Origin of the sequence: Flavobacterium fructosi (assembly GCF_042787335.1) — a bacterium.
Lineage (GTDB): Bacteria > Bacteroidota > Bacteroidia > Flavobacteriales > Flavobacteriaceae > Flavobacterium > Flavobacterium fructosi.
Window position 1 is genome coordinate 103,505 of sequence record NZ_JBHZQA010000007.1, and the last position, 11,912, is coordinate 115,416.

General features: G+C 33.4%; 12 protein-coding genes. 10 read left to right on the forward strand and 2 right to left on the reverse strand.

Annotated elements, in window-relative coordinates:
- Nucleotides 1–12 precede the first annotated feature (12 nt).
- Together ACFX5D_RS11830 and ACFX5D_RS11835 are read left to right on the forward strand one after the other, a co-directional pair.
- Complete coding sequence (locus ACFX5D_RS11830) at nt 13–1,137, forward strand: peptidylprolyl isomerase (protein WP_379858390.1); 1,125 nt, start codon at nt 13–15, stop codon at nt 1,135–1,137.
- Between the two features lie 52 nt (nt 1,138–1,189).
- Entirely contained in the window at nt 1,190–2,407 is a 1,218-nt protein-coding gene (locus ACFX5D_RS11835; RefSeq protein ID WP_379858391.1) for a peptidylprolyl isomerase, read from the forward strand.
- Between the two features lie 189 nt (nt 2,408–2,596).
- On the opposite strand, the gene ACFX5D_RS11840 is transcribed toward ACFX5D_RS11835, so the two are convergent.
- Nucleotides 2,597–3,037, reverse strand: coding sequence for a hypothetical protein (locus tag ACFX5D_RS11840; RefSeq protein WP_379850508.1), 441 nt, complete (start codon nt 3,035–3,037; stop codon nt 2,597–2,599).
- Between the two features lie 816 nt (nt 3,038–3,853).
- On the opposite strand from ACFX5D_RS11840, the gene ACFX5D_RS11845 reads away from it, so the two are divergent.
- From ACFX5D_RS11845 to ACFX5D_RS11855, 3 genes are all read left to right on the forward strand, one after another.
- The gene (locus ACFX5D_RS11845; RefSeq protein ID WP_379858393.1) at nt 3,854–4,165 is read left to right on the forward strand and encodes a hypothetical protein; all 312 of its coding nucleotides are present in this window, start codon (nt 3,854–3,856) and stop codon (nt 4,163–4,165) included.
- 309 nt (nt 4,166–4,474) lie between these two features.
- Entirely contained in the window at nt 4,475–4,798 is a 324-nt protein-coding gene (locus ACFX5D_RS11850; protein WP_379858394.1) for a nucleoside triphosphate pyrophosphohydrolase family protein, read from the forward strand.
- Between the two features lie 99 nt (nt 4,799–4,897).
- Entirely contained in the window at nt 4,898–5,581 is a 684-nt protein-coding gene (locus ACFX5D_RS11855; protein ID WP_379858395.1) for a 2'-5' RNA ligase family protein, read from the forward strand.
- 49 nt (nt 5,582–5,630) lie between these two features.
- Here ACFX5D_RS11855 and ACFX5D_RS11860 read toward each other — a convergent pair whose 3' ends face one another.
- Complete coding sequence (locus ACFX5D_RS11860; protein ID WP_379858396.1) at nt 5,631–6,011, reverse strand: hypothetical protein; 381 nt, start codon at nt 6,009–6,011, stop codon at nt 5,631–5,633.
- Nucleotides 6,012–6,263: 252 nt separating this feature from the next.
- Between ACFX5D_RS11860 and ACFX5D_RS11865 the strand changes: the two genes are divergently transcribed.
- The 5 genes from ACFX5D_RS11865 to ACFX5D_RS11885 all read left to right on the forward strand — a co-directional run bounded on the left by ACFX5D_RS11865 (nt 6,264) and on the right by ACFX5D_RS11885 (nt 11,787).
- Nucleotides 6,264–6,701 carry an acyl-CoA thioesterase gene (locus tag ACFX5D_RS11865; protein WP_379858397.1) on the forward strand — a complete coding sequence of 146 codons (438 nt, stop codon included), beginning with the start codon at nt 6,264–6,266 and terminating at the stop codon, nt 6,699–6,701.
- Between the two features lie 128 nt (nt 6,702–6,829).
- The gene (locus ACFX5D_RS11870; RefSeq protein ID WP_379858398.1) at nt 6,830–7,840 is read left to right on the forward strand and encodes an aldo/keto reductase; all 1,011 of its coding nucleotides are present in this window, start codon (nt 6,830–6,832) and stop codon (nt 7,838–7,840) included.
- Between the two features lie 525 nt (nt 7,841–8,365).
- Complete coding sequence (locus tag ACFX5D_RS11875) at nt 8,366–9,055, forward strand: aspartate/glutamate racemase family protein (protein WP_379858399.1); 690 nt, start codon at nt 8,366–8,368, stop codon at nt 9,053–9,055.
- Between the two features lie 51 nt (nt 9,056–9,106).
- Nucleotides 9,107–9,907: an NIPSNAP family protein gene (locus ACFX5D_RS11880; protein ID WP_379858400.1), complete on the forward strand. Its 801-nt coding sequence runs from the start codon at nt 9,107–9,109 to the stop codon at nt 9,905–9,907.
- A gap of 197 nt (nt 9,908–10,104) precedes the next feature.
- Complete coding sequence (locus ACFX5D_RS11885) at nt 10,105–11,787, forward strand: Na/Pi cotransporter family protein (RefSeq protein ID WP_379858401.1); 1,683 nt, start codon at nt 10,105–10,107, stop codon at nt 11,785–11,787.
- The last annotated feature ends 125 nt before the right edge of the window (nt 11,788–11,912 follow it).

Here is an 11,912-nt window from a genome sequence, read left to right on the forward strand (position 1 = left end):
TATAAACTTCATATGAAAAAAAGCATCCTTCTCGTATTCCTGGTAATTGCCTCATTTTATTCTTGTAAAGAAGAACATAATAATCTTCCTGATGGTTTGTATGCCAAAATTGAAACCAACAAAGGGGATATTATTGTACAATTAGATTTTGTAAAAGCGCCAATCACTGTTGCTAATTTTGTGACGCTTGCCGAAGGAAAAAATGAATTTGTCACCAATGAAAACCTTAAAAACAGACCATTTTTTAACGGATTAAAATTTCACCGAGTAATAAAAGATTTTATGGTTCAAGGTGGAGATCCATTAGGAACGGGATCTGGTGATACAGGATATAAATTTAAAGATGAATTTTCTGATTTAAGATTCGACAAAGCTGGTGTTTTGGCTATGGCCAATAATGGTCCGACGACTAACAGCAGCCAGTTTTTCATTACGCACGTTGCAACTCCTTGGTTAGATGGCAAACACACTATTTTCGGCCATGTTGTCGAAAAAGGAATGGAAGTAGTCAACAAAATTGAACAAAATGATTACATGAATAAAGTAACCATTATCAGAAATGGCGAAGCGGCAAAAAAGTTTGATGCCGTAAAAACATTTCACGATTATTTTGCCGTAGAATCAGAAAACCAAAAGAAAAAATTGGCTATTGATGCCGAAAACAAAAGAGTGTATGACACAAAATACAAAGAGGTACGCAATCAAAAAACAGCCTATTTTGCAGAATTAAAAACGAAGGCAACGATAACTCCTACTGGTTTAAAATACGTTATCATTAAAAAAGGCGGCGGTAAAAAACCAACTAATGGAGCTAATGTATTTATTCATTATGCAGGTTTTCTTGAAGATGGCGAATTATTTGACGCAAGTATTGCAGAAGTAGCTAAAACTTTTGGGAAATACGACGAGAATAGAGCGGCACAAAACGGATACCAACCAATCCCTTTTCAGGCAGGAAAAAAAGATGGCATGATTCCTGGTTTCATTGAAGGATTAGAACAATTATCTTTTGGAGATAAAGCAGTAATTTTTATCCCTTCGAGATTAGGTTATGGAGCAGCTGGTGCTGGTGGGGTAATTCCTCCAAATGCCAATATTATTTTCGAAATCGAATTATTAGAATCAATGCCCAAATAATATTTTACAACAATTATAATTCAAAATTTGTCAGACTTAAATTATTAAGAAAATGAAATCTAAAATTCTACTTTTATTATTTTTGGGCGTACTCAATATGCATGCCCAAGTTAAAAAGAAACCAGTTACAGGTAAAAAACCAATAACTGCAGTTAAGGTAACTCCAAAAATCCCTGTAACTACCGAAGGGATTTTTGCAACAATTTCAACCACTAAAGGAGATATTGTAGTCCAATTGGAGTATGCAAAAACACCGGTAACCGTAGCGAACTTTATTGCTCTTGCTGAAGGAACAAACACTTATATTTTAGACGATAAACTAAAAGGCAAACCTTTTTTTGACGGTTTAAAATTTCACAGAGTCATCAAAGATTTTATGATTCAGGGTGGTGATCCTTCAGGAAATGGATCTGGTGGACCCGGTTATGCGTTCAAAGATGAATTTACAGATTTGAAATTTAATAAGGGTGGAATTTTGGCAATGGCTAATTCAGGACTAACAACTAATGGCAGCCAATTTTTTATTACCCATAAAGAAACACCTTGGTTAAACGGAAAACACACTATTTTTGGTCATGTTACCCAAGGAATGAACATTGTGAACGGGATTGCTCAAAATGATATAATCACTAAAATCACAATTATCAGAAAAGGACTTTTGGCTAAAAAATTTGATGCTCCAAAAGTATTTGCAGACTACTATGGCAATAAAGCCGAAGATGCTAAAAAACAAGCATTGATTGATGCAGAAAATCAAAAAAAGCAAACTGAAATTCAAGCAGAAAGCAAAAAAGCATACACGCAACAATATGCGCCCGTTATTGCTGCAAAAGTAACCTACCTAGCAACTGCAAAAGCAGGAGCAATTACAACGGCTTCTGGTTTAGCGTATAAAATAGTTAAAAAAGGAAATGGAGTAAAACCAGTTGACGGTTCAACTTTCTACTTTCATTATGCAGGATATTTTGAAGACGGAACCTTATTTGACAGCAGTTATGAAGACGTTTCTAAAGCCTATGGGAAATACGATGCCAACAGAGCCGCTCAAAACGGATACCAGGCTTTTCCTTTTGAAGCGGGTAAAAAAGACGGTATGATTCTCGGATTCATGGAAGCATTAGCACTAATGTCATATGGAGACAAAGCGGTGATTTTTATCCCCTCTAAATTAGCGTATGGAGAAAGAGGTGCCGGAGGAGTTATCCCACCAAATACTAACCTTGTTTTTGAGTTAGAAATGTTTGAAAAACAACCTGTAGCAAAACAGTAAACTTCAAAAAGTATTAAATAAATAAACCCGACAATTTACTTTGAAAATTGTCGGGTTTATTTATTAATTTATTTCGATAAAACTTAATTAATCAAAAATGCAACACACATAAAAGACAGATTAAAAAAACATTTTAAAAATTCGTTTTTTCTGCAACAGCTTTGCGCTATCAGGCATAAATCAATACTATTACTTCTTCCCAAATTTCCAATCGAATTCATCTTTTTGATTGATAATAGCACCAATCTCAAACTTTACCACCTCATCAAATTCCGTTTGAAAGATAATCCAATTGTCTTCGTTAAAATAGTTTTCAAAAGTATCAAATTCCTCTTGTGTGAATTTAATCAGTCCTTTTGGAGCCAATTCTTTTTTAACTTCACTAATTTTTTTATTGATAATTTTAGTCCCGAATAATTCTAAGTCCGGACTCGAAGCTACAATATAACCTAATTTCAAATCTTCTTCAACATAGAACGTCAAACGCACTTTCAATGCATTATATGCAAAAATCACATTGTTGTCTTCGTCTTTATAATTCCGATCCGGATTACCGTAAACAGCGGTAACATCATTCTGTTTCATTCCGAAAAGGAGCTTATCGATTCCGTTTTTTAAGTTGATTTTCATATTCTTTAATTTTGTCGCAAAGTTCGCAAAGTTTTTCGCAAAATACACTACCTTTTTTGTTTAAAATTATTTCGGACACCAACACCAATTAGCCTCCGAATCTTTATAATTTGGGCGTGACCTCGTTGCAGAAAGTATAAATACAAATCCTGTTTTTTATAGCAACAAGGTCGGGCTATCCGTTGCAATCTTTTATTCTCGCTGCGCTTCATAAAAGGATTTTCACTGCTATCCCTCACGAGAAAATGGTAATAACAGCCGAAAATTACACCCACTTAATTACATAAAGGATCCAGCAAATAAGAAGGCCTTTGACGATTTGTAAGAAAAAAACGTTATATTTGAATTTAAATAATGTGAAACAAACCTTCTCCAATCTGCCAATATGTGGGTGCGTATAAGAAAGTTTGTTTCGCCTGTATACAAGTTGTAGGCAATGTTGCCAAAAAACCGAATTATATGAAAAAAGCATTAATTTTCTTAATTTGAGATATGATTAGCTGTAATTCAACTAAAGAAATATCAAATTTAGAAAAAGAAAAAATAACTTCTGAACTGGATTACATCTATAATATTGACTAAAAATATAGTACAGGAACTCCTTCTGAAGACCTTATTAAAAAATCTGGATTAATATGAGCGTGGAAAATTTTCACATTAGAAAGAGATAGCGTTGACCGCGCTAATCAACAAAAAATCAAAAAAATAAATTCAAAATATGGTTATTTAGGATTTGATAAGGTTGGTGGAGAATACTCAAAAAAATTCTGAATTACTATCCAATACGCCGATAATGACGTTAAATTTCAACAGAAAATGCTTAAACAATTAGGAAAGGAAATTATGGAAAATAACGCAGAAAAATCTTATTATGCAATGCTAGAAGACAGAATTGCAATTAACCTAAACCAAAAACAGAGATTAGGTTCGCAACTTATTTACAATAAAGCAGGACAAGCAATTCCTAAGAAGGGATTACTTGATTCCCTAAATGTTGATAATTTGAGAATTAAATATAATTTACCTCTATTTAAAGAATATTATAATTTCATGACAACATTACATTTTGAAATGAATAAAGATCTGTTTTTAAAACAAGGAATGAAAGAACCAAAACTGTATGAATAAAAATACTGCCTACAATCGAGTAGACGGCTCCGCCAGAAACTGACGGAGTGCGTCTCTCACACCACCGTACGTATGGGTCTCGTGTACGGCGGTTCGCAGAGTGATGGGTTGAGTTCTATGTAAATCTCCAACATTGATCGATAGCCGTTCTTCTTAAGTAGCAGTAGGGTAATTGTAGTGGTAAGAATTGGACTCTGAGCGATTCACCAGCCTCCTTTTTTGGTTCTGCTTCAAGCACAAGCATGGTCTTTATGAACTTAGTGACTACAAATCAAGTAAAAAATCAAACTCAATATATCTAAATAACAAATGAAGAATTTAGATTTTAAAGAAATCAAAGAGAGAGCGTTAAAAATCAGGAAACAATACCATCAACTGGAAAAAGATCATCACGGTAGCGAATGGACAGTAGAAGAAGATGCTTTGGCTTTTCTAACAGATGCGGGATTAGTAGGACGTTACACGATGTCCCAACAAGGTCGCTGGCCAAAAGGAAATACAAATCCTGAACTACAGCATAAATTGGGTGAATGTATTTGGTGGTTGACAGTACTTGCGGACCGAATGGACATAGACATTAATGAATCCGTAGCATCTTTCTTAACAAAAACTGAAAATTTATTAGGGGAATAAAATCTAAATCGGCAAAAATAAAAAACTCGTTTAAGTTCAATAGCACAGATTATAATTTCGTGCTATCGAATTTTATTTATAATATAAAGATAAATCCGAATGGATCTAAAGCAACATTATAATTCGCTATACAATCAATCTATTGAAAAGATTGCAGCCGATACGTATCAAATTGACAATCAAATCGATTCGCTTTCAGACAATAGATTTGGTATTTCTTTATTAATTCGACCTGATAGTCACACCAAAAAAAACATTCAGGGCTTTTTAGACGAGCTGAAACAAATCGATCCAGAGCAATATTATTATCCCAGTTCTGATATTCATATCACTGTGCTATCTATTATTTCCTGTTACGATGGTTTTGATTTGGCCACAATTTCGATTCCCGATTATGCAGCAGTTATAGAAAAAAGTCTTATTGAAATAAAGGATATAGCAATTAATTTTAAGGGAATTACTGCTTCCCCTTCGGCTATAATGCTTCAGGGTTTTACTAATTCTAATTCCCTGGATGATTTGAGAAACAACCTAAGAAAAAATTTCACGAATTCTGGATTAGAGGAAAGTATTGACAAACGGTATTCCATTAATACCGCTCACGCAACTGTAGCTCGATTTCGAAAAAAAATCAGTAATAAAGATAAGTGGATTGAAATTTTAGAAAAATATCGAAATTTTGATTTCGGAAATTTTAAAGTTGATAAATACAATTTGGTTTATAATGATTGGTACCAGCGAAAACAATTTGTCAAAGAATTACACGAATTTCAGTGCAGTTAAAAAAAGCAGCAAACAAAAGTTTGCTGCAAGTTACGTTTTTAACAATCAATTAATTTACAGCCTTAGTAGACTTCCCTACCGTTAAATAAATGTGATTGTTAGGATACAGGAATTCGATCTTAGTGTTCTGTTTATTTATTCTCATTTCTATTTGTTCCTTTTCATTTTCTAAAGAATAAACCGTATAATTAGGATCTAAAGAAAAAACACTTGACTTAACAATTTTATATTTCAATCTCATTTCAGTAAGAAAGAATACCACATTGCTCTTTTTAGTATCTAAGAACACGAAAGAATATTCGTTTCCCGTAATATCACATTCTCCTTTTTTGAAAGGTTCCTCGTCTATGCAATACCGCTGAACGTTAAACACCAATTCTTGAGCATACAAACCGCCAGATATAAGTAGTATTAAAATTATTTTTTTCATCCTTCTTAGATTATATTTTAATATCCGGAATTGAATAATTATTTTTTTATAATACAAAAGATAGGCCATTTTACTTTTTTTCGTTTCAACAAGCAATAAATTAACAAATCACTTTTATCTGATTGTCATAAAAAAGCTTTAAAAAATAAGGTTTAGCGTCATTACATTCCTTTTTTATTAGTATTTTCGATTTTATAAATCAATATACTTTTATTGAAATTTAATCTATAACGTATTTTAAAATAACACAAAATGACTTCATTTATAAAAGAATTATCTTTCCGTTGGTCTGATCTGGATCCTAATTTTCATGTCAGACATAGTGCTTACTATGATTTTGGAGCCCAGCATCGTATAGAAATTCTAGAAAGTCTTGGATTAACGATGAAGGTGATGCAAGCACAAGGTTTTGGACCTATTCTTTTTAGAGAAGAATGTGTTTTTAGAAAAGAAATAAAAATTTCAGACAAAATTTTTATGCATACCAAAACCTCCAAAATGAAAGCCGATGCTTCGCGCTGGTCTATAGTACATGAGTTTTTTAATGATGACAACAAACTCTGTGCTACCATAACTGTTGATGGCGCTTGGATGGATACCAAACTTCGAAAATTAGCTTCTCCTACTCCTGAAATTGCCGTTCAAGCCTTGAGTATTTTCCCTAAAAGTGACGATTTCGTAAGTCTTTAAAAGGAATTTAAATAGATAAACCCATTTCCTCATTTTGGATACAGCTATAAGAGATTGAGTTACTTTTTAATTTAATATCGTATTGACATTTGCATTGCTAATTAAAATCACAGTTAAAATAAAAAAGTATGAATACTAATAAAAAAATCGAACTGGGAAGTCAAGGACTTTTTGTTTCAAAAGTAGGGTTGGGTTGTATGGGAATGACCCAAATTGCAGGAATGGATATTTATGGAAAAGCGGATGAAGCTGAATCTATTGCTACTATTCACCGTTCATTGGAACTAGGGTACAACTTCCTGGACACTGCGGATTTACATGGTCCTTTATTAAATGAAAGGCTTGTCGCCAAAGCCATTAAAGGAAATCGAAATCAATATACCATTGCTACAAAATTTGGCTATGAAATTGATGACAATGAACAACTGCCTTGGCAATTCAACGGTACAAAAGATTATGTAAAAAAAGCCGTGGAGCGTTCGCTTAAAAATTTGGGAACAGATTATATTGACTTGTATTACTTGCATCGTTTAGACCCAAATACGCCAATTGAAGAAACAGTTGCCGCAATGGCTAAACTGGTAAAAGAAGGGAAAATTGGTCACATCGGACTTTCGGAAGTTTCATCGGTGACAATAAAAAAAGCCCATAACGTTCATCCTTTGACTGCGGTACAAACAGAATATTCATTGTTTGAGCGCGGCGTAGAAGAAACAGGTATTTTAAAAACACTTCAAGATCTTGGAATCGGGTTTGTGGCCTACTCCCCATTAGGCCGAGAATTTATTTCTGGAGATATCAAGAACCCTGATGATTTTCCTGATAATGATTTTAGAAAAAGTTTACCTCGTTTTCAAGGTGAACAATTTTACAAAAACATTGCCTTAGTAAATGAAATAAAAACATTGGCTATTGAAAAAGAAATAACCCCTTCACAATTAGCTATTGTTTGGATTGTTTCAAAGGGTATTTTACCAATTCCGGGAACAAAACGCGTGAAATATGTCGAAGAAAATAATGCAGCCGCCGAAATTAAATTAAGCATTGAAGATCTGAAGCGTTTAGAAACCATTATTCCTATGGGAACCATCACAGGCGCTCGTTATGATGCTGCCAATATGGGTGCTATCGATCAATAAAACAAATTATTTAGTAGGTTAAGCTATCTTTACTTTCGCTTTTCCTACTGTATTTATAATTCGCACCATGAAAAAAGAAACCAACTCTCCTTACATTATCAATTCCATTTCTGAGTTGCGTCGTTTATATTTAGTAAGGAAACAAAAAAGTAAAAAATATCCGCAATAAATAAACGTCTTGTAAGTCTGATAATCTAATCATTCTATCTTGTTCCTCCATCAAAACAGCTACTGTTACAGGGAAAATTTCGGCTATTTAGAAAGGCAAAGATGGCTATATAGTGGCTATTGAAAAAAAAGACTAATTTTTTAAATTAAATTCCTCAAACTTTATGGCAAGAGTAACAATAATAGATTCCGAAATAATTATTTAACGGATATTTGCTTTTTATAAGATGCTTAAATTCGATAGAATTTATTTATTCATTTCCAAAAAGTGACACTTTTTTTATACTTTTATAAACAAAAATAATTAAGGCTAGTTAAAAAAAAAGGATAACAAATCGAAAGATAAAATAAAAAGAGATGAAAACATTGGGACTTATTGGTGGGATTAGCTGGGTTTCTACTGCTGATTATTATAAACTTATTAATGAAGGAGTAAACGAGAGACTGGGAGGCATCAATTTTGCCAAATGCATAATCCATTCTTTCAATTATGCAGATATTATAAGAAATAATAATAACAATGACTGGGAATCAACTTTTATCATGCTCTCTGAAGCCTGTGAAAACCTGCAGCAAAGTGGTGCCGAAGCTATTGTTTTATGCGCTAACACAATGCATCTTTTAGCCGATAGAATTCAGCAAAAAATGTCGATACCCGTAATTCATATTGCAACCGAAACTACAAAAGAAATAAAAAAATTGAATCTATCTAAAGTAGGGCTTTTGGGAACTAAATTTACAATGGAGCTGGAATTTTTTACCTCTAAACTCAGTGATCAAAATATTGAAACTTGTATACCGGAGCCGGAAGACAGAGATTTTATTCAAGACACCATTTACCATGAACTGGGAAAAGGAATCATTAACCCCGATACGAAACAGCGGTACATCAATATTATCAATAAATTAATAGAAAATGGAGCTGAAGGAATTATTCTGGGTTGCACTGAAATCCCATTATTAATTCAACAAGAGGATATTGCCGTTCCTATTTTTGACACCGCAATAATTCATTCGGCAGCTGCAGTTGCATTTGCTTTAAGCTGAAATTTTCAATCTTTTTTAATTAAACCAAAATTATTATAAATCAAATAAAATATGAAATTACCAAAATTACTATCCCTAATGGCTGTTGCCTTAGCCATTACGAGCTTTAAAACAATAACTTCTGATTCTAAAATCGTAACGCCATCAAGAGAATTCTACCAACTCAAAACCTATATTTTCAAAACGGAACAGCAGGAACAAACAACTGACAAATTTTTAAAAGAAGCGTATTTACCTGGACTTAATAAATTGGGAATTAAAAATATTGGAGTTTTTAAACTAAAACCAAATGCTACTGATTCGCTAAAAAAAATTATCGTACTAATTCCTTTTTCATCCCTATCACAATTTCTTCGATTGGAAGAAAAACTGGCCAAAGACAAAACCTATTTAACTGCAGGAGCAGATTATTTGAATGCGACATATAAACAAGCACCTTATGCGCGTATCGAATCTGTTTTATTGAAAGCATTCGCTGATCATCCGATGATGACAACTCCCGCTTTGAATAGTCCTAGAGCAAACCGGGTGTATGAATTAAGAAGTTACGAATCAGCAACCGAAGCGATATATAAAAATAAAGTGGATATGTTTAATGCTGGTGGAGAAATAAAACTCTTTGACCGACTTGCGTATAATCCTGTTTTTTATGGCGAAGTTATTTCGGGAGCTAAAATGCCAAACCTAATGTACATGACTACTTTTGCAGATCAGGAAAGTCGCGATGCACACTGGAAAGCTTTTGTAGATTCACCAGAATGGAAAGGGCTAATCGCTATGGAAAAATACAAAAACAATATTTCACATATAGACATTACTTTTTTATACCCAACTGACTATTCCGACTATTAGACCTTTATATAAAAAGCTAAAAAATACTTACACCTAAACTATTGGTTTTATAACTAATCGTTGCAAACATTTCTCCAAACTACAACCCTAAAAAAGTTGTAGTTTTTTATTTTTAAGAATTATAGAATCCATTTTTAAAGATAGAAATACGCATTGTCAGAAAGATTATACAAATAAATTTAAGTATCTTTAATACTATGGAAACGCTCAATACAATACTAAAACTCGCTGCCGGTGTAGGCTTATTCCTTTTTGCCATATATCTGGTCGAAGAATCTTTAAAGAATCTATCCGGGAGAAGTTTTAAATTGTTTCTTCAGCGCATTACTAAAAATAATATCGGTGCTGTAGTCGGCGGAACAATTGTAACTGCTGTTCTTCAAAGCAGTTCCATGGTTTCGATGATGGTTTTGGCATTTGTCGGCGCTGGTGTTTTCACAATGAAAAATGCACTGGCAATTATTTTGGGCGCAAATCTGGGCACGACACTCGCAAACTGGGTTTTCGCAACGCTGGGTTTTAAAACGGATATTGAAGTAATAGCCTATCCCGCGGTTTGTTTGGGTGGTTTTTTGTTAATGGCATTTGGGAATCGGAAAACCTTAAAATATCTCTCCTATTTTCTTTTAGGATTTGGCTTATTGTTCATCGGTCTTTCCTTTATGAAAACAGCTATGGAATCGCAGGTCCAGCATTTTGATTTTTCTCAATATGCCACGATGCCGCTTGTCGTTTTTTTACTCATTGGATTTGGAATTACTTTAATCGTCCAATCCAGTACCGTGACCATGGCACTTACATTGAGCGCACTTCACGCCGGAGCGATTGGTTTTCCCATGGCAGCCGCAATTGTTCTGGGTTCAGAAACCGGCACCATCATTAAAATAGTAGTCAGTGCAATAGGTGGAAATGCTTCAAAAAAGCGGGTGGCACTTGGTAATTTACTTTTTAATATCACCAGTACCGCAGTTGCTTTTGTGTTACTGAGACCAATCCTGCTATTAATAACAGATGTTTTCAATATCAAAGATCCTCTGATTGGCCTCGTAACTTTTTCGAGCCTGATCAATCTGTTTGCCATTGTATTGTTTCTTCCCTTTCTTGAAATTTTTACGAGATTTTTAGAACGTTTTTTTAAAAACTCCAATGGGTCAACTGCTGCCTTTATAAACCATGCCTCTATTAATGAACCAGAAACTGCACTTGATTTATTCCGAAGAGAAACAAAATACTTCATTCACAATTCGATGCTTTTTAATCTAGAATTATTCAAAATTGATACACTACAGATTCGGGAAAATGATGATTTTAAGATCATCAATGAGAAAAAAAATTTCTTTTCTAAAACCGAAGAAGAAAAATATGATTTTCTGAAACAATTACAGGGCGAATTACATGCTTTTTATCTGGAACTAAGAACAAAATTAGAAGGCGAACAACAGGCGGAACTCAACCAACTTATTTCAGCCGTACGTAGTTCCATGCACTGTGTGAAAAGCGTGAAAGACATTGGAACCAATATTACGAATCTCAGACATTCGTCAAAAGATATCAAATACAATTTTTTTATACATCATAAAAAAGAAACTGAAAATCTATACGTTCAGTTGAATGCATTCCTCTCTGAGGATAAAAAAGTAAGCTTTGAAGAACTACAAAATATATTTGATTCCATTCAGAATAATTATAGTTCAGCTCTCAATAATTTTTATACAGAAGCACAAAACGCATCCATTGAAGATATTGATATCACTACAGTTATTAACTTCAATCGGGAACTTTTCACGTCAAATAAAGCGATACTTATGGCCGTAAAAGAAATATTATTGGAGGAAAAACAAGCGGAATATTTTAATGAGATTCCGATTTACAAAACCTAACGTAAACACTATTTTGCCCATTTACCTCTCATTTTCAATTAACCAGGTTATGAAATTATTTTAAGGATATTTTAATCCAAAAATTTTGTAAGTTAATATTCAAATTATATAAACCATTTCTGATT

Bases quoted from the DNA above. Each gene is read 5' to 3' on its own strand.
- ACFX5D_RS11830 (WP_379858390.1), top strand. From the start codon at position 13: ATGAAAAAAAGCATCCTTCTCGTATTCCTGGTAATTGCCTCATTTTAT.
- ACFX5D_RS11835 (WP_379858391.1), top strand. From the start codon at position 1,190: ATGAAATCTAAAATTCTACTTTTATTATTTTTGGGCGTACTCAATATG.
- ACFX5D_RS11840 (WP_379850508.1), bottom strand. From the start codon at position 3,037: ATGAAAATCAACTTAAAAAACGGAATCGATAAGCTCCTTTTCGGAATG.
- ACFX5D_RS11845 (WP_379858393.1), top strand. From the start codon at position 3,854: ATGCTTAAACAATTAGGAAAGGAAATTATGGAAAATAACGCAGAAAAA.
- ACFX5D_RS11850 (WP_379858394.1), top strand. From the start codon at position 4,475: ATGAAGAATTTAGATTTTAAAGAAATCAAAGAGAGAGCGTTAAAAATC.
- ACFX5D_RS11855 (WP_379858395.1), top strand. From the start codon at position 4,898: ATGGATCTAAAGCAACATTATAATTCGCTATACAATCAATCTATTGAA.
- ACFX5D_RS11860 (WP_379858396.1), bottom strand. From the start codon at position 6,011: ATGAAAAAAATAATTTTAATACTACTTATATCTGGCGGTTTGTATGCT.
- ACFX5D_RS11865 (WP_379858397.1), top strand. From the start codon at position 6,264: ATGACTTCATTTATAAAAGAATTATCTTTCCGTTGGTCTGATCTGGAT.
- ACFX5D_RS11870 (WP_379858398.1), top strand. From the start codon at position 6,830: ATGAATACTAATAAAAAAATCGAACTGGGAAGTCAAGGACTTTTTGTT.
- ACFX5D_RS11875 (WP_379858399.1), top strand. From the start codon at position 8,366: ATGAAAACATTGGGACTTATTGGTGGGATTAGCTGGGTTTCTACTGCT.
- ACFX5D_RS11880 (WP_379858400.1), top strand. From the start codon at position 9,107: ATGAAATTACCAAAATTACTATCCCTAATGGCTGTTGCCTTAGCCATT.
- ACFX5D_RS11885 (WP_379858401.1), top strand. From the start codon at position 10,105: ATGGAAACGCTCAATACAATACTAAAACTCGCTGCCGGTGTAGGCTTA.